Origin of the sequence: Streptosporangium sp. NPDC049644 (genome assembly GCF_040675205.1) — a bacterium.
Classification (GTDB): domain Bacteria; phylum Actinomycetota; class Actinomycetes; order Streptosporangiales; family Streptosporangiaceae; genus Streptosporangium; species Streptosporangium fukuiense.
In genome coordinates this window covers 49,949-68,449 of sequence record NZ_JBFAOJ010000007.1, presented here as the reverse complement: position 1 = coordinate 68,449, position 18,501 = coordinate 49,949, and the positions used below count along the sequence as shown (strand labels likewise).

Here is an 18,501-nt window from a genome sequence, read left to right as displayed (position 1 = left end):
CGGCACACCATGGTTCCCTCCCCTGTCCCGCGAACCCCTGTCCCGCGAGTCTCCATTCCGCGAGGCGCCGCCCCGCCCCCTCCTCACCCCGGCGAGGAGGGGGCGGGGCCTAGGTGGAGATCACCTGGGCAGCCGTTTCGTCCCGCTCGCGCTCCTGACGCCTCCGGATGGTCTGGAAGCCGACCAGATCGTCCGGGAGCGCGTCGGGGACGTCGGTGTCGAACCTGGACAGCGTGCGGGTCCGCATCGCGACCAGCGCCGTGACCGCGATGGCGACCGCGAACAGCACGTACATCAGTCCGACGCCGCGGCCCTCGCCGGTGCCGAGCACGAGGCCGACGGTGCCGGCCAGCGGCCCGCCTGGCGCGAGCAGCGGCTCGAACAGGGCACTGCCGTACGGCGCGACCAGACCGAACCCGATCGGCAGCGTGGACCAGGCGATGAGCGTGTTGAGGGCGATGACGCGGCCGTGGAACCGTTGCGGCACCTTGACCTGGATGATCGTCGCGTAGACGCCGTTGAGCATGGTCAGCCAGAACGACATCCCGAAGGCACCGATCCCGATCAGGATCAGGTTCTGCTGCAGGCCGGTGACCAGGCAGAAGGCGCCCAGCACGAGGGTGGAGAGCATGACGCCGCGCAGCCGTCGCCGTCTTGGGCCTCCCCAGACGGTCATGGTCAGGCCACCGAGGAAGACGCCGAGGCCTCCGAAGAAGGAGATCCGGCCGACGTCCTCCAGCGTGGCGAAGCCGAGGACCAGCGGCGAGATGAGCAGGAAGAGCGGGGACAGGAAGACGTTGAGCACCGCGAAGAAGAACAGCATGCCGCGGAAGCCCCGGTTGCCCCAGGAGAACCGCCAGCCCTCGACCATCTCGGCGACCAGCGACTCCCTGCGCTTCCACGCCATGGCCTTCGGGAAGCGCACGAAGAGCAGCACCCCGATCGCGAAGACGTAGGAGACGACGTCCAGGACGAGGATGCCCTCCAGGCCGATCACCGCCATCAGGCCGACCGCGAGCAGCGGGACGACCAGCTGTGCGGTGCCGGTGACCATCTGGACCACCCCGTTGGCGTGGCCGAGGAAGCGCTTGGGGACCAGTTGCGGTACCGCCGAGTTGTACGCGAGGCGCTGGAAGGTCAGCGCCACGGACAGCAGCACCAGAAGCGGGTAGATGTGCCAGACCTGGAGGTTGCCGGTCCACAGCAGGACACCGAGTGCCAGCTGGGTGCCGAAGGCGCCGATGTCTCCGGCAAGCATGACCCGGCGCCGGTCGTAACGGTCGACGAGGGCACCGGCCAGCGGGGAGACCAGCATGCCCGGGACCAGTGCGAGGACTGAGAACAGGGCGAACCTGGCGAGCGAGCCGGTGGTGATGTAGATCCACAGCGGTACGGCGAACTCGGTCAGCGAAGACCCGACGATCGAGACGAGCTGTCCCGCGGCCACGGTGGCGAACCGCCTCATGCTCGGCTGGGGGCCGGGCCTCACCGGGGAGACCGCCGTTCCGGGGGGCCCGGCCGCCGGTGGCACGCCACCCGTGCCGGGACCGGCGAGAGCGGGCATGGCCGGGGTCCGCCCAGCCCGGACGACGGCTCCGGCGGGTACGGACCGCTCACCGGGGTCCTGACCGGTTCCGCTCTCCGCGTCCTTCACCGGGCCGGCCGGGGCGGTGACGGCTCGGACGAGGACCGGGTCGGTGCAGGCGGCCCCGGCCGATGTGTCACGAGCGCGGGCGTCCTGGACGGAGACGCCGTCGAGCCACCAGGTGGACCTGTCGGTGCGGCCCAGCTTCGCCGTGTCGCCGGAGGCGATGGCCCCGTGGGTGCCGGTGACGATGGCCGCGAGCTCCGCCGCCCGATATTTCAGAAAAAAGTGCCCAGCCTCGTCAAGGACGACCACGGCCGTGGAGCCGGTCAGCAGGTGCCACTCGCGGTAGCGCTCCTGGTAGAACTCGGTGGCCGGATCGCGGTCGCCCGCCACGGAGATGATCGGCGCCCTGAGCGGTTCGACGCCGTCGGTGAAGAGGCGGGTGAAATAGCGCTCCGCCTCCCTGGTGCCCTTGCGGCGGTTGTCGATCATCAGTTTGAGCTGGTCGCGTTCCAGGTCCTCCACGTCGAGACCGGCGGCCTGCAGGGCGTTGGCCCAGACCTGGTCGCTGCGGAGGCGGTCGGTCAGGTTCGACAGCCGGGCCAGCAGCGAGTCGGGGCGCGCGAAGGGGAAGATGCCACCGAGATAGATCGCCTCGACCTGGCGGCCGGCCGCCTCCAGGTGACGGGCGATCTCCACGGTCAGCATGACGCCGAGCCCGCAGTGCCCGTACAGCGCGAGCGGCCCCCGGACGTCCCGGAGAATCTCAGCCACGCAGCCCCGCGCGACCTCCTCCACCGGCCGGGTCTCCTCGATCAGCCCCATCTCCTGGCCGGGGACGGCGACCGCGTGCAGTGCCCAGTCCGCCGGCAACGCGTCGGCCAGCGGCTGGTAGATGGCCGCGCTGCCACCGCCGTACGGCACGCAGACCAGGGTCGAGGTGGCCGCGCGGGCCGGGGTGAGCCGGTGCAGGAGCATGCGCGGGCCGTCGTCGGCCGTCTCGACGAGCCGGGCGAGCTCGCGGACCGTCCGGTTCTTGAACAGGTCCAGGATGGTGACCTGGCGCCCGCCTTCCGGGAGGGCCTTTCTGAGGCGGGCGACCACCTGCGCGGCGAGCAGCGAGTGCCCGCCCAGGTCGAAGAAGTCGTCCAGCACGCCGACCTGGACGAGTCCCAGCACCTTCGCCCATACCGCTGCGATCGCCTCTTCGAGCGGCGTTCCCGGCGGGACGAACCCGGCCTCCTGGTCGGGTCGTGCCTCGTCGGGTTCCGGCAGCCTTGCCCGGTCGACCTTGCCGTGCGACTTCAGCGGCAGCTCGTCCAACCAGACGAACCGGCCGGGGATCATGTACTCGGGGAGCCGCTCGCCGAGCCTCGCCCGCAGCTCGCTGACGCTGCTCCGGTCGCCGGCGGTCTCCGCGACGACGTACCCGACCAGCCGGTCCGCGCGCAGCTCGACGACGGCGTGGGCGATCCCCGGCTGGTCGGCGAGTACCGACTCGATCTCCGGCAGCTCCACCCGGTAGCCCCTGACCTTGACCTGCAGATCTCGGCGGCCGAGGAAGCACAGGTCGCCCGAGGGCAGCCAGCGGCCCAGATCGCCCGTCCGGTACATCCGGGCGCCGGATTCGCCGTACGGGTCGGGCAGGAACCTGTCGGCCGTCAGCCCGGGGCGGCCGAGGTATCCGCGGGCGAGCCGGTCACCGCCGAGGTGGATCTCGCCGGTCATGCCCGGCGGGACCGGCCGCAGGTGCTCGTCCAGCACGTAGACCCGGGCGCCGGGCAGCGGTCTGCCGATCGGCAGGTTCGGCGCCCGCTCCTTTTCCCCGGTGACCGCGTGGGTGGAGACGCCGACCGTGGCCTCGGTGGGGCCGTAGTGGTTGACCACCGTGGTGTGCGCGGCCAGTCCGCGGGCCCAGCTCCACCCCGAGGCCTCGCCGCCGAGGACGAGGAGCCTGCGCGGGAGCAGCTCGGCGGGGTCGTCCACCGCGGCGAGCAGCGAGGCGAGGTGGGAGGGGGTCATCTTCAGGTAGTCGGTGCTGCTCAGCTGCCCGGCGAGCTCCTCGGCCGGGGCCTGCGGGTCGGCCAGGTGCAGCTCACCGCCGGTCATGATCGACAGGTAGAGGATCGTCACCCCGAAGTCGAACGAGAGCGACTGCAGCAGCGTGTGGACCGAGGCGGGCTCGACCTCGAAACGCTCCCTGACCCCGGTGAGGTAGTTGAGCACCTGCCGGTGCTGCACCCCGACGCCCTTCGGCCGCCCGGTGGTCCCCGAGGTGTAGATCACATACGCCAGGTGGTCCGGCGAGACTCCGGGAGGCTCGAACCCGGTCTCGTCCAGCGCCTCGGAGTCCAGGCGGATCACCGGCGCCCCGGGGAGGTCGGGGATCAGGTCGCACAGGGCGGAGGCGGTGAGGACGGCGACGACCCCGGCGTCGGCGAGCATGTACGCCAGGCGGTCGCGGGGCTGCTTGGGGTCGAGGGGCAGGTACGCGCCACCGGCCTTCAGCACGCCGATGACCGCCGCCGCGAGATCCGTGGACTGCTCCAGGAGGACACCGACCCTGCTGTCCGGGCCCACGCCGTGGCGGTTCCTCAGCAGGGCGGCGATCCGGGTGGAGCGCTCGTCGAGCTCGGCGTAGGTCAGCGAGCCGCCGCGGACCCCGGACGTCACGGACGCCGTACCCGAGGCCGGCGAGCCGCCGTGGACCACCGCCGTCGCGTCGGGGGTCAGCGCGGCCTGCGCGGTGAGGAGGTCGTGGAGCAGGTCGTGGCCGGACGGCCGGAGCGCGGGACCGGCCCCGAAGCCCAGGACCAGGTCCCGCTCGTCCTCGCTGAGCAGCGAGAGTTCGCCCACCCGCGCACCGGGATCCGCCACGATCGAGCGCAGTAGCGTCTCGAACCGCGCCGCCAGCAGCTCCACGGTCTCGGGGTCGAACAGCGCGGTGCTGTAGGAGAGGTGACCGACCAGCCCGTCCGGGCTCTCGAACAGGTAGAGGCCGAGGTCGAACCGGGTCGTCCTGGCCGGGAGGGTGAGGTAGGAGAGACGCCCGTCCTCCCGGCCCGCCTTGAAGTTCTGCAGCGCGAACGTGACCTGCGCGAGCGGCGAGCGGCTGACGTCGCGGACCACGTTCAGCTCGCTGACCAGCTGGTCGAACGGGAGCTCCTGATGCGCGAAGGCGTCCAGCGCGCTCTCCCGGGTGCGGGCCAGGAAGGTGGTGAACGGCGGGTCGTCCGCCAGGTCGGCGCGGAGGACCAGGGTGTTGACGAACATGCCGACGACACCGTCCAGCTCGGGCAGCCCGCGTCCGGCGACCGGGGAGCCGACGGCGAAGTCCGCCTGCCCCGAGTAGCGGGCCAGCAGCACCTGGAAGGCGGCCAGCAACGTCATGTACGGCGTGGCGCCGGACGCGGCGCCCAGCTCGGCCAGCCGCCGGGTGAGGTCGGCGTCCACCCGGACGTCGAGCGCGGCTCCCTCGTGGCACTGCTCGGCGGGGCGCGGCCGGTCGGTGGGCAGTTCGAGTGCGGGCAGCCCGGCGAGCCGGTCGCGCCAGTGACCGAGCTCGCGGCGGTGGTCCCGGTCCCGCTGCCAGCGGGCGTAGTCGCCGTAGCCGACCGGCGCGGGCGGCGGGGTCTCACCGTCGTGCAGGGCGAGCAGCTCGCGGATGAGCAGGTCGCTCGACCAGCCGTCGATGACCGTGTGGTGGGCGGCGAGCAGGAGCACGTGGTCGTCGGGCGCCAGGAGGACCAGCACCGCTCGGAAGAGCGGGCCGCGCTCCAGGTCGAACGGGACGGCGAGCTCGGTGTCGAGCAGCTCGATCGCGGCGTCCACGTCGGCCGCCTCGGTGACACGCAGCTCGGCGGGGCCCGGCTCGTCGACGACGAGCTCGGGGGTGCCGTCCTCGGTGGTGAGGAACCGCATCCGCAGGGCCTCGTGGCGCGCGACGATCTCGTCCAGCGCCCGGCGCAGCGCGTCGGCGTCCAGCTTCCCGCGCAGGCGCACCGCGACAGGGACCGTGTAGGTGGTGGTGCCGGGGCGGTACTGCTCCAGGAACCACAGGCGCTCCTGCGCGTGGGACAGGGGCGGGACGGTTCCCTGGGCGCGGGCGACGACGGTGCGCGACTCCCCCCGGTTCCGGAGCCTTCTCGCGAGCAGTGCCTTCTTCGCGTCCGACAGCGTTGTCTCGCTCAAGCCCGCAGCTCCGTTCTGAGGGCCGCGAGGAAGAGCGCGGCGTCCCGGCCGTTGATCAGTCGATGGTCGTAGGCGAGGCCGATGTTGGCGACGGTTCGCGCGGTCACCGTGCCGTCCTCGGCGAGTACCGGCTCGGACTGCGGCGAGGTGATCGCGAGGGCGCAGACGGTGCCGGGGAAGACGAGCGGGATCGCGAGGACGACGTCGGCGTCGGTGTGCAGGGTGACGGCGATGTTGGCGCCGGTGAGGTCCTTCTCGCGGAAGTCCCCCTCGGCCGCGGCGAGCCGGTAGCGCATGAGCGCCTCGGCGATCTCCCGCAGCGACCCGGTGTCGCGGACGACCGGCACGTACAGGCCCTCGCCCAGGTCGAACGTGACGCCGACGCGCGGCGCGTCGGCCAGCCGTGCCTCGTCCCCGTCGATCGAGGCGAAGAAGAGCGGGAAGGCGGGGTGCAGCGCCGCCACGGCCTGTACGAACAGCTCCGCCAGGCCGACCGGCCTGCGGACCTGTCTGCTCAGCTCCCCGGTCCGCGCCAGCAGCGGGCCCACCTCGAACCTCACGACCGTGTACGCGGCGGGGATCGCGGTGTGCGAGACGGTGACGGCGCGCGCGACGGCGCGCTGCACCCGCGACAGGCGGTGGGTGCCCGCCTGTCGCCCGTTGGCCTTGTCCGGGTCCGTACCGGGTCCCGGCGCGTCCGCCCGCACGGTGCCGGTCGCCGCCCCGGTACTGCGGGCTGCCAGGGCCGCCACGTCGGCCCGGCGGACGACGGCCAGGCCCAGGGACGCGACGTCGGAGTCGGAGACCCCGAGCTCCTCCATGGCGGCGCGGGCGGGATCGGTGACGAGCGGCCGGAGCTCCGGCTCGTCCTCGCCTGTCGCCGGCTCGGCACCGGACGGAGCGGGAGCGGGACCCTCCGGGGGGACGGCCTCGGCGGTGACGCGGGCGAGGAGCGCGCCGGGAGCGATCCAGGTGTTGGGAGCGGCGGCGTGGTAGAGGTGGCCGGACTCCTCCGCCTCCAGCTCGTCGGCGGCCTTGGAGGTCTCCAGCACAGCGACCGCCTGCCCCGCGACGACGGGCCCGCCGTCCTCGACGAGCCACTCGACGATCAGGTACTCGGTGTCGTTGTTGTTGAGCTTGGGGACGCGGATGTCAGCCACGCAGGGCCTCCCGTACGGCACGGTGGATCGTGGACTCCCCGACCAGGACCTCGTTCTCCAGGTGCGCGGCGGTGGGGATCACGGCGGCCCGCGAGTGGACGAGGCGGACGGGACCGCGCAGGCGCTCCCAGACGCGGGCGTGCAGCAGGTGGGCCACCTCACTGCCCCAGGTACCCCCGGCGGTGCTCTCCTCCGCGACCACGACGACGTCCGCGAGGTGCGGCAGGAGCGCGTCGGCGTCCAGCGGATAGAGGCGGGAGGGCACCAGCAGCCGGGTGCAGATCTCCTGTTCCACCAGCAGGGAGCGCATCGCGGCCAGTACCCGGTGGGCCATCCCGCCGGGGGCGATGACCACGCAGTCGGGGCGCTCCGCGGAGTCGCGGATGTCCACCACGGCCAGGTCTCCGTCGCGGCGGAGGAGGAACGGCGGATCCACCCGGCCCATCGGCCGGGTGTAGAGGATCTTGTCCTCGAAGAACACGCACGGCTCGCCCCGTTCCAGCATCGCCGCGAGCACCGCGCGGTTGTCATGGAAGGGGGACATCTCGTACAGCGACAGCCCCGGCATGCCGACGAAGTGCTTCTGCAGGCTCTGGCTGTGCGTCGGGCCGTAGCCCCGGCCGCCGCCGGTCGGGCAGCGCACCACCATCCGCAGCGGCAGCCGCCCGCCGTACATCGACACCGACTTGGCGGCGAAGTTGCAGAGCTGGTCGAAGGCGAGCGTCACGAAGTCGCCGAACATGATCTCGGCCACGGCCGTGTTGCCGGTCAGCGCCAGACCCGCCGCGACGCCGGTCAGCGCGCCCTCACTGATCGGAGTGCCGATCACGCGCCCGGGAAAGCGGCCGGACAGGCCCTTGGTGACCTTGAAGGCGCCTCCGTACGGATCGAGGATGTCCTCGCCGAGGACGTAGGCGGTGGGGTCGTCGTCCAGCAGCCCGTGCAGTGCCGCGTTGAGGTTCTCCGCTACCCGCACGGTGCCTCCCAGCGGGAGAGCGGGCGGGCCGCGACCTCGTCGGCGACGGCCTGGACCTCGGCCCTGACCGCGCCGTCGATCCGGTGGAACTGCTCGGGATGGTGGTGGGCGTAGCGGCCGTACCAGTCGTTGTCCCTGGCGGCCCGTACGGCGTCGGCCGGGCGCACGTCGTCGCCCTTGCTGTGCGGCCCGAGGCGGTGGGTGACGAACTCGACCACCAGCGGCCCCGCCTCGCGCACCCGCGCCACCTCCTCCTCCAGCGTGAGGCGGATCTCGTTGACGTCCGTGGAGACGACCCGCAGGTGCGGGATGCCGAAGGCCGCCGCCCGCCCGGCCACCGTGCCCGCCATCTGCGACGCGGTCGGGGTGGACTGGGCGATGCCGTTGTTCTCCACCACGACGAGCAGCGGGAGCCGCCAGAGCGCGGCGAGGTTCAGCGCCTCGTAGACCGCTCCCTCGCCCCAGGTGCCGTCGCCGATGTGGACACAGGCCAGGGCCCCCGGCTCGGCGCGCTTGAGATGGAGCGCGACACCGGCGGCGACCGGCATGCTCTCGCCCTGCACCCCGGTGGACAGGTAGCGGTCGCGGTGGATGTGCTGGCTGCCGCCGACGCCTCCGCAGACCGCGCCCTGCCTGCCCATGATCTCGGCGAGCAGGCCGTGCGGGTCGCGGAACCTGGCCAGGTAGTGGCCGTGGCCCCGGTGGTTGCTGAAGACGTGGTCGGCCGGGCCGAGCAGGGGGCGGAGCGCGACCGGGACGTACTCCTGGCCGAGGCAGGTGTGGGTGGTGCCGCCCAGCTCACCCCTGCCGTACAGCTCCAGGAGCTTGAGCTCGAAGTGCCTGACCAGCAGCAGGAGCTCCAGGTCGTCGTCGGCCAGGCGGGAGAGACGGAGCCCGTCGAGGATCTCAGTCATCGCCGAGGGAGCTCGCGATCCCGGTGATCCCGGCGATCGTCGGATTGTCGAAGAAGTCGTCCAGGGAGACCTCGATGTCCAGGCGCTTGCGCATCCGGGCGATGATCTGGGTGATGGTCAGCGAGTGACCGCCCAGGTCGAAGATGTCGTCGTCGTCCTCGATCGGCGAGATGCCCAGGACCTCCTCCCAGATCTCGCGCACCTGGTCGGTCAACGTGGTGACGGAACCCATTCGTTCTCCAGAAGTTCGTGCAGTGGCAGGTCGGGGTCATCGGTGGCGCGTTCCAGCAGGAGGCGCAGGTCCTCGGCCACCCTGGCGGCGTCGGGCACCGTCTCGGGGTCGTGGCGCAGGCTGATCTCCAGCCCGCCGGGGCCGTCCACGCACTGCAGGTGCAGCGCGCCGCGTACCCCGTGGTTGAAGACCGTCCACTCCACGGACGTGTCGAGGCCGGTGAAGGCCGGGTCGGCGTCGCGGCGGACGCGGTAGCTGACGGAGACGGGCACCAGCGCGGCGTGCGGCCGGATGCGGGGCAGCGCCCGGGAGAGCGGCACCTGGCGGAACCGGTAGACCTCGCGCAGCTCGGCGCGGAGCGCGGTGGCGAACTCGCGGAAGGTCTGCCGCCCGGACGGGGTGGAGGCGACCGGGAGCTCGTTGACGAACAGGCCGATGTGGCCGACGGCCTGTTCGGGCCGGGTGGACAGGTCGACGGCGGTGGTCACCGAGGCGTTGCCGTAGCCAAGGAGCCGCGCGTGCAGCGCGGCCAGCAGCGCCTCGAACCGGGTCAGGCCGGGCACCGAGGGGACCTGTGGGCCGAGGGTGAACCGGAGCACCCGTCCCTCGCCCGCCCGCCGGGACCTCAGCGCCCGGCCGAGCACGACGGTCTCGCCCGGATCTCGCCAGCGGGGCTTCCAGAACTCGCGCGCGGCGGGAAGCATGGCGGCCACCCGGTCGCGCTCGGCCCTGCCGTGGTCGATCTCGGGCAGCGGGGGCGGCGGCTCGCCGTTGTGGAAGGCGGCCAGGTCGCGCACCAGGATGTCCTTGGACTGCCCGTCGAAGATCAGGTGATGGGCGACGAAGAGCAGCAGGTGCCGCTCGGGGCCGGTCTCGAACAGGGTGAAGCGGGCCAGCGGGCCCTTCCCCAGGTCGAAGGCGCGCATGATCTCCTCCCGCACCGACGCGCGCACGCCCGGCCCATGGTCCGGGCTCCCCGGGGAACCTCCCGGGACGTCGTTCGGGGGATCAGCGGGGAAGGCCGCCGCCCGGCGTACCGGAACCTCGGCGCCGGGCACGAGCCGCAGCTCGGCGCCCACCTCCGCCACCACGCCGCCCAGCGCCGGGTGCCGGTCGACCACCGCGGCGCAGGCCGCCAGCAGCGCGCCGGTGTCCAGGGCGCCGCGGAGATGAACGATCAACGGCATGTGGTAGGCGGTGCCGCCGCCCGCGGCCTGCTCGGTCACCCACATCCCCTGCTGGGTGAACGTGACCTCGGACCCGGACATCACACGCTCCCCATCGTCCGGCGCAGCGCCTTCTTGTCGACCTTGCCGCCGGCGTTGCGCGGCAGGGCGCCGACGGTGACGACGTGCGCGGGCAACTCGTGCGGGGCCAGCCGGTCCTTGAGGAAGATCCGCAGTTCCTCCGGCGCGAGGGGCTCCGAGGTGACGAGGGCGACGGTGACGACGCTTCCGAGCACCGGGTGCGGAACCCCGAACGCGGCCGCCTCGATCACCGCCGGGTGCCGGTGGACGACCTCCTCGACGTGGATCGTGGAGACCTTGAAGGCCCCGGACTTCACCACGTCGCCCTCCCGGTCGACGAGGTAGAGATAGCCGTCGGCGTCGAGGTAGCCGAGGTCGCCCATCCGCACCCAGCCGTCGCGGAAGGTCTCGCTGCCGGGGTCGCCGTAGTAGGCGCGCGGTACCGCGGGGGATCGCATCCAGACCTCTCCGGTCTCCCCCCGCGCCAGCGGCCCGCCCGTCGCGGTGGCGATCCTGACCCGTCCCCCGGCGATGGCACGGCCGACGCTTCCCGGCCGCTCCGGGTCGAACATCATGATCGTCTGAGCCGGGGCCGCCTCGGTTGAGGTGTAGTAGTTGGCGATCGTCGCACTGGGGAAGGCCGTGGTCAGCGCCTGGGCGACGGCCGAGGGCAGTGGCGCGGCGGCCGAGCCGAGCAGCAGCACGCTGGACAGGTCGTGCCGCTCGGCCACCCCCGCGTTGATCAGCTCGATGGCCATCGCGGGGACCAGGAAGACCGTCCCCGCCCGGTAGGACTCGATCAACGACGCGAAGCGGCCGGGGGTGAAGCGCGGCAGAGTCACGACGGCCGGCCGGGCGTCGAGCGCGTTGATCAGCATCGTCTGCCCGGCGTTGGTGCCGATCGGGAAGGCGTGCACGAGATGCCGGGAGTGCGCGAACGGGCGGCGTCCGGAACCGCAGCCATAGGTCAGGTTGGCATGGGTGGCCGAGACTCCCTTGGGGCGGCCCGTGGTGCCGGAGGTGTAGAGGATCTGGGCGAGATCTCCCGGCTCCGGTGCCGCGAGGTCGGCCTTCTCATAGGACGTTTCGGCGCTCAGGCGGTCGACGGTCGCGCTCCAGCCGGCCTCGGGCACGGCGAGGCCGGCGGTGAGGTCGGCGCTGAGGCCGGCCGCGTGGACGATCCCGGTCGCGCGGCAGCCGGCCAGCATGAGACGCAGGTCATCGGGGGCGAGGCGGTCGGAGAGCGGTACGGCCACCGCCCCGGCCGCCAGGACCCCGCAGAACGCCACGGCGTAGTCCGTCCAGTCGGTGGCCCCGAACACCAGGCCCACCCGGTCACCCGAGGTGACACCGCGCGCGAGCAGGCCGTTCGCGAGCGCGAGGGACCGCTCGTGCCACTGGTGGTAGGTGAGCCGGGCCGAGTCGTGCACGATCAGCGCGATCCCGTCGGGGTCGGCGAGCGCCCGGTCTCTGAGCAGTTGGGGGACGGTCAGGTTCACCGGGTGAACCTCCCACTAAAGATCGGATGTATATGCAATCAGGGCGAGTGGCCATTGAGAGCAATACAGGAAAGAATCTTTACTATTCAAAATCGAGCGCCAGTCTTACATGATCGCCACAGCCTTGCAAGACCTTTGGCTGAGGTTCGCCGGAGGGACGAAACCCTCGCGAGAGTGGGCCTTGCGCCCTCGGAGTGGAGGTGTAACACTGACCACCCAGAACTAACTGAAAGGTTTCTTTCCAGAAAGTGACCTTTCCCGAGGCCCGCCCAACTGGGTAAATACGCACGGAGTGGGCCTTTTGCGTACCAATTTCCAGCGCGATTGCGTGAGCGACCGGGCCCGCGGCCGAAAAAGGAGCCCTGCGTGTTCCAATCAGAGACCGTTCCAACCGGCCGGCCGGTGACGGAGTACCCCCTGTCACCCGGCCAGCAGCGGCTCTGGTTTCTGCACCGGCTCGACCCGGGCGACTCGACCTACAACACATCCTATGTTTACAGGTTGAAAGGTCGCCTTGACAGGACCGCCCTGGAGGCCGCGTTCACCGCCGTGGCCACCCGGCACGAGAGCCTGCGGACCAGGTTCCGCGAGGTGGACGGGAAGCCCCTGGCGATCGTCGACCCGCCCTCGCCGGTAGCCGTCGAGCGGCTGGCGGCCCGGGACGCGCGGGAGGCCGCCGCGCTGGTCTCCGCCCTCACCAACACGGCCTTCGACCTGACCGCCGCGCCGCCGTTCCGGGTCTCGCTGATCGAGCTCGGCCCCGAGGAGCACGTGCTCTGCGTCGTCCTGCACCACATCAACGGCGACGGCTGGTCGCTGAACGTGCTCCGCTCCGAGGTCGCCGTCCACTACGGCAGCCGGGGCGGCGCGCCGCTGCCCGAGCTTCCCCTGCAGTACGGCGAGTACGCGCGCGACCTGCGCCCCGCGGACTCCGAGCTCCGCTGGTGGACCGAGCGGCTCGCCGGGGTGCCCGCCCTGGAACTGCCGACCGACCGGCCGCGCCCCGCCCGGCGGACCGGCGAGGGCGCCGAGGTCGACTTCCGGATCGAGGCCGATCTGGCCGCCTCGATCGGCGCCCTCGCCCGGCGTGCCCGGTGCACGCCGTTCATGGTGCTGCTGGCGGCCTACCAGGTCCTGCTCCACCGGCACACCGGCCAGCGCGACTTCTGCGTGGGCACCCCCTCGGCCGGTCGCGGCAGCACCGAACTGGAGACCATGATCGGTTTCCTCGCGACCACGCTGGCCCTCCGCTGCGACCTGTCCGGCGACCCCACCTTCGACGAACTGCTCAGACGCACCCGCAGGATGGTGCTGGACGGGCTCTCGCGGCAGGAGATCCCCTTCGAGCGCCTGGTGGCGGACCTCGACCTGGAACGTGATCTCAGCCGCACGCCGCTGTTCCAGACCATGTTCGCCTTCCACACCCACGGCGAGTGGGCCGAGCCCCTGCCCGGCCTCGACGCCGCGCCCTTCCCCAACGGCTGGTCCCGTGCCCGGCTCGATCTGTCCATGGACCTCTCCCCCGGCGACGACGGCCACCTGTACGGCACCGTCATCTACAGCACCGAGCTGTTCGACCGCGAGAGCGTGGCACGGCTGGTCGCCCGCTTCCAGGAACTGCTCGCGGCCGTGGTGGCCGACCCCGGCTCGCCGGTGAGCTCGCTGCGGATGCTGCCGGACGCCGAGCTCGCCCTGCTGGCGGAGTGGAGCGACACCGGGACCGAAACGCCCGAGATCACACTGGTCGACCTGCTGCTCGAACAGGCCGCGGCGACCCCGGGCGCGATCGCGGTACGGGCCGTGCCCGCCGGCACCGCGCCGGCGGGCGGATCCGGAGCGGAGGAACTCACGTACGCGGAACTGGCCGGGCGGGCGGCGGAGTTCGCCGGGCGGCTGGGCGCGGCCGGGATCGGGCCTGGCTCGCTGGTCGCGCTCCGGATGGAACGCGGCGCCGACATGCTCGTCGCCCTGCTGGGCGTGGCGATGAGCGGCGCGGCCTACCTGCCCGTCGACCCCGACTACCCCGAGGCCCGTGTCACGTACGTGATCGAGGACTCCGCGGCCGCGCTGGTCCTGACCGGCCTCGACGACCTTCCCCCGGCGACCGCGGCCCCCACCGCGGCCCCCACCGTGACCCCCACCGTGACCCCCACCGTGACCCCCACCGTGACCCCCACCGTGACCCCCGCCGTGACCCCCACCGTGACCCCCGCCGTGACCCCTGCTGTGATCACGCGACCACGCCCCGGCGACACCGCGTACGTGCTCTACACCTCCGGGTCCACCGGGCGGCCGAAGGGGGTGACGGTGCCCCACCGGGCGCTGACCAACCTCCTGCTGGCGATGCGCGCGCTGCTGCGCTCCGAGCCCTGGGACGTGTGGCTGGCGCTGACCTCGCTGTCGTTCGACATCTCCGCCCTGGAGCTCTACCTGCCGCTGGTGACCGGTGGCCGGGTGGTCGTCGCCGACGCGGAGACGGCCCGTGACGGCGCGCGGCTCGCGTGCCTGATCAGGGACGAGGGCGTGACCCACGTCCAGGCCACCCCCTCGGGCTGGCGGGTCCTGCTCACCGGGGACCTGCCGCGCGTGGTGGGCCTGACCGGCGGTGAGCCGCTCGCGCCCCGGCTCGCCCGCGAGCTCCGCCCGCGCCTCGACCGGCTCGTCAACGTCTACGGTCCGACCGAGACCACCGTCTGGTCCACCGCCTGGGACGTTCCGGAACATCCCGGCGAGATCGTCATCGGCCGCCCGATCGCCAACACCGTCGTCCAGGTCACCGACCCCGCCGGCGGACCGTGCCCGATCGGGGTGGCCGGAGAGCTGCTCATCGGCGGCGCGGGAGTGGCCACCGGCTATCTGGGCCGCCCGGCCCTGACCGCGGAGCGCTTCGTCCCCGGCCCCGGCGGCTCGCGGCACTACCGGACGGGAGACCGCGTCCGTCTCCGCAACGACGGCACCCTGGAGTTCCTCGGCCGTACCGACGACCAGGTCAAACTACGGGGTCACCGCATCGAGCTCGGCGAGATCGAGGCGGTGCTCGACGCCCACCCCGGCGTGCGGCAGACGGTCGTCGCGGTGCGCGGGGACCGGCTGGTGGCCTTCGTCGTGCCCGCCGCGCCACCTCCCGCGCGGCCAGGATCCGACGGCCGCGGAGCGCTCCACGGTCTCGGGGAGCACGCCGCGCGCGAGCTGCCCGGCTACCTGGTGCCCAGCGTGTTCGTCGAGGTGGAGGCGTTGCCGCTGACCCCCAACGGGAAGGTCGACCGCAACGCGCTTCCCGCGGTGGACCGGACGCCCGTGCGGGACGCGACCGCCCCCCGCACCCCCGCCGAGCGGATGGTCGCCCAGGTCTTCGCCGAGGTGCTCGGGACGGCGCAGGTCGGGGCGCACGACGACTTCTTCACCCTGGGCGGGCACTCGCTGCTGGCCACCATGGTCACCTCACGGCTGGCGGCGCTGTCCGGAACGGAGATTCCCGTCCGCGAGGTGTTCACCCGGCCGACGGTCGCCGGGCTCGCGGAACTGCTGCCCGGCCCCGGCGTCCCGGTCGCGGAAGCGGGGCCCGGCCTCGGCGTCGCGGCCCGCGAGAGCGACGGGCCGCGCCCGAGGCCCGAGGGAACCGCTCCGCCGCTCTCCTTCGGCCAGGAACGGCTCTGGTTCCTCAACCGGCTCGACCGAGACGACGCGTCGTACAACATGTGCCTGGTCAGGCGGCTGCGCGGGCCGCTGGACCGGGACGCCCTGGCCCGCGCCCTGGCGGGCACGATCGCCCGCCACGAGAGCCTGCGCACCCGTTTCCCCGAGGTGGACGGCGTGCCGGTCGTGGTCATCGATCCACCGGGTCCCGTGGCCCTCGACGAGACGAACGCCGCGGACGAGGCCGAGGCACTGGAACTGGTCTCGGCGCTGACCAACGCGCCCTTCGAGCTGGCCGCCGGGCCGCCCCTGCGCGTCGCGCTGATCCGGATCGCCGAGGACGACCACGTCCTGTGCGTCGTGCTCCACCACATCCTCGGCGACGGCTGGTCGCTCAACCTCGTCTTCGACGAGGTGTCACGCCTGTACTCCGGCGACACCGCCCTGCCCCCGGTCCCGCTCCAGTTCGGCGACGTCGCCCGCTGGCAGCGCGAGCGCGACCTCGGCGGCCTGCTCGGCTACTGGCGGGACAGGCTCGCCGACCCCACCCCGCTGGACCTGCCGGTCGACCGGCCGCGCACCGCCGGGGCCGCCAGGCGCGGCGAGGTGGTCACCGTCCGGCTGGACGAGGCCGAGGCCGCCGCCCTGGCCTGGCTGGGCAGGGAGCACGGCGCCACCATGTTCATGGTCCTGCTCGCCGCCTACCAGGTTCTGCTGTCCCGGCACAGCGGCCGGAGCGACATCCTCGTCGGTACGGCCACCGCCGGCCGGGACCGGGTCGAGCTCGAACCGGTCGTCGGCTATCTCAGCGACACCCTGGTCATGCGCGGCGACCTGTCGGCCGACCCCGCCTTCTCGGACCTGCTCCGGGAGACCAGGACCGGTGTCCTGGACGCCTTCTCCCACCGCGGCGTGCCGTTCGAGGAGCTGGTGCGGGCCCTGGGGGTCGAGCGCGACCTCACCCGCACACCGCTGTTCCAGACCATGCTCATCCTGCACACGCAGGACTCCGGGCAGGCCCGCGACGCCTTCGGCGGGCTGACCGCCACGGTGTTCGAGCACGGCATGCGGCAGGCCAAGCTGGAGCTGATGCTGGAGGCATGGCAGGACGAGCACGAGCTCATGCTCAGCTTCGCCTACGACGCCGAGCTCTTCGACCGGGCCACGGTCGAGGCCATGGCCGCACGGTTCCACCTGCTGCTCACCGCGCTGCCCGGCGCGTCCGGCGACCGCGTCTCGGAGCTGCCGCTGCGCACCGAGGACGACGACGCCCTGCTCCTGCGCCTCTCCCGCGGCCCGGTGCGGTCCACCTCCGCCTCGGTGCCCGACCTGTTCGCGGCGACCGTACGCGACACGCCGGACGCGGTCGCGATCGGCTGCGGGGGTGCCACGCTCGGCTACGCCGGGCTGGACGCCCGCGCCGACGAGCTGGCCGCGCTGCTGCGGGGGCACGGCGTCACCGGTGGCGATGTGGTCGGCGTCTGCCTGGACAGATCGCCCGACGCCGTCGCGGCCCTGCTCGCGGTCTGGCGGGCCGGGGCGGCCTATCTGCCGCTGGACCCGGACCACCCCGCCGAACGGCTCGCCTTCATGCTGGACGACAGCGCCACCCGCCTCGTCCTCACCTCGGCGGCCCTGCGCGACCGGCTGCCCCCCACCACCCCGGTCGTCCGGCTGGACGACCGGCCCCCCGCTTCGGAAACCGGCCGGCCCGCCGATCCGGCGGCACCGGACGGCGGGGCCGCCTACGTGATCTACACCTCCGGGTCCACCGGAACGCCGAAGGGGGTCGTGGTCTCGCACCGAAACCTGGCCGCCCGCGTCGGGTGGATGCGCGAGGCGTACGGGCTGGGTCCGGGCGACCGGATGGTCCAGTTCGCCTCGCTGAGCTTCGACACCCACGCCGAGGAGATCTACCCGGCGCTGGCCGCCGGGGCCCGGCTGGAGCTGCTGCCCGAGGGCGGCGTCACCCTGCCCGACCACCTCGACCAGGTCACCGTGCTCGACCTGCCCACGGCCTACTGGCACGCGCTGGTCGACGACATCGACGAGATCGCCTGGCCGCCGACCCTGCGCCTGGTGATCCTCGGCGGCGAGCAGGTGCACGAGGCGGCCGTGGCCCGCTGGCGCCGGCGCTTCGGCGACCGGATACGGCTGGTCAACACCTATGGCCCGACCGAGGCGACGATCATCGCCACCGCCGCCGAGCTGGACGGCTCCCAGGGACGGCCGCCCATCGGCGTCCCGATCGCCGACACCTCGGTCCTGCTCCTGGACGCCGCCGGCCAGGAGGTCCCGCCGGGAGCCCCCGGTGAGCTCTGCGTCGGCGGGGCCGGGGTGGCCACCGGCTACCTCGCCAGGCCGGGCCTCACCACCGAGCGCTTCCCCGTCCTGCGCGGAGAACGGATCTACCGGACCGGCGACCTGGCGCGCTGGCGGTCCGACGGGCGGCTGGAGTTCCTCGGCCGCCTCGACGACCAGGTCAAGGTCCGCGGCTTCCGGATCGAGCCCGGCGAGATCGAGGCGTGGCTGCTGACCCACCCCGGTGTCGGCCAGGCCGCGGTGGCGGTGCGCCGGGAGACCCTGGTCGGCTACGTCGTCGGCACGGCCGGCGGCGAGGAACTGGCCGGATACCTGGCCGGGGCGCTGCCCGCCCACATGGTCCCCACGCTCTGGGTGAACCTCACGACCCTGCCGCTGACCGGGAACGGCAAGCTCGACCGGGCCGCGCTGCCCGCGCCCGAGGCCGGTCCCCGGACGAGAACCGCCCCGCGCGGCGACGCCGAGGAGCTGGTGGCCGAGATCTTCGGCGAGGTGCTGGGCATCGAGGAGGTCGGTGCCTTCGACGACTTCTTCGCGCTGGGCGGGCACTCGCTGCTGGCCACCCGCGCCGTCGCCAGGCTCCGGGCCGCCGTCGAGGTGGACGTGCCGATCCGCACCCTGTTCGCGCGGAGCACCGTGGCCGACCTCGCGGCGGCGGTGGAGGAACTGCTCGTCGCCGAGCTGGCCGAACTGTCCGACGAGGAGGCCGCGCGCCTCATGGAGACCGGGAGCTGAG

At 72.9% G+C, this 18,501-nt stretch carries 8 protein-coding genes; 1 reads left to right on the top strand and 7 read right to left on the bottom strand.

The features are described 5' to 3' along the window. Positions 1–109: 109 nt before the first annotated feature. From AB0J58_RS05860 to AB0J58_RS05830, 7 genes are read right to left on the bottom strand one after another with little or no spacing between them, the layout of a single operon-like run. On the bottom strand, positions 110–5,779 hold the full coding sequence (locus AB0J58_RS05860) for an amino acid adenylation domain-containing protein (protein WP_364210803.1): 5,670 nt from the start codon (positions 5,777–5,779) through the stop codon (positions 110–112). After that, positions 5,776–6,939: a 2-oxo acid dehydrogenase subunit E2 gene (locus AB0J58_RS05855; RefSeq protein WP_364210800.1), complete on the bottom strand. Its 1,164-nt coding sequence runs from the start codon at positions 6,937–6,939 to the stop codon at positions 5,776–5,778. The genes AB0J58_RS05860 and AB0J58_RS05855 overlap by 4 nt, the downstream gene beginning before the upstream one ends. Then, entirely contained in the window at positions 6,932–7,915 is a 984-nt protein-coding gene (locus AB0J58_RS05850; RefSeq protein ID WP_364210798.1) for a transketolase C-terminal domain-containing protein, read from the bottom strand. Before AB0J58_RS05850 ends, AB0J58_RS05855 begins: the two co-directional genes overlap by 8 nt. Continuing rightward, a complete protein-coding gene (locus AB0J58_RS05845) occupies positions 7,906–8,829 on the bottom strand; it encodes a thiamine pyrophosphate-dependent dehydrogenase E1 component subunit alpha (RefSeq protein ID WP_364210795.1) in 924 nt (307 codons plus the stop codon). Before AB0J58_RS05845 ends, AB0J58_RS05850 begins: the two co-directional genes overlap by 10 nt. Further along, positions 8,822–9,061, bottom strand: coding sequence for a phosphopantetheine-binding protein (locus AB0J58_RS05840; RefSeq protein WP_343982507.1), 240 nt, complete (start codon positions 9,059–9,061; stop codon positions 8,822–8,824). Before AB0J58_RS05840 ends, AB0J58_RS05845 begins: the two co-directional genes overlap by 8 nt. Further along, a complete protein-coding gene (locus AB0J58_RS05835; RefSeq protein ID WP_364210792.1) occupies positions 9,040–10,329 on the bottom strand; it encodes a condensation domain-containing protein in 1,290 nt (429 codons plus the stop codon). Before AB0J58_RS05835 ends, AB0J58_RS05840 begins: the two co-directional genes overlap by 22 nt. Next, positions 10,329–11,807: a class I adenylate-forming enzyme family protein gene (locus AB0J58_RS05830; RefSeq protein ID WP_364210789.1), complete on the bottom strand. Its 1,479-nt coding sequence runs from the start codon at positions 11,805–11,807 to the stop codon at positions 10,329–10,331. Before AB0J58_RS05830 ends, AB0J58_RS05835 begins: the two co-directional genes overlap by 1 nt. A 366-nt stretch (positions 11,808–12,173) precedes the next feature. On the opposite strand from AB0J58_RS05830, the gene AB0J58_RS05825 reads away from it, so the two are divergent. Next, complete coding sequence (locus tag AB0J58_RS05825) at positions 12,174–18,500, top strand: amino acid adenylation domain-containing protein (RefSeq protein WP_364210786.1); 6,327 nt, start codon at positions 12,174–12,176, stop codon at positions 18,498–18,500. Position 18,501 lies beyond the last annotated feature (1 nt).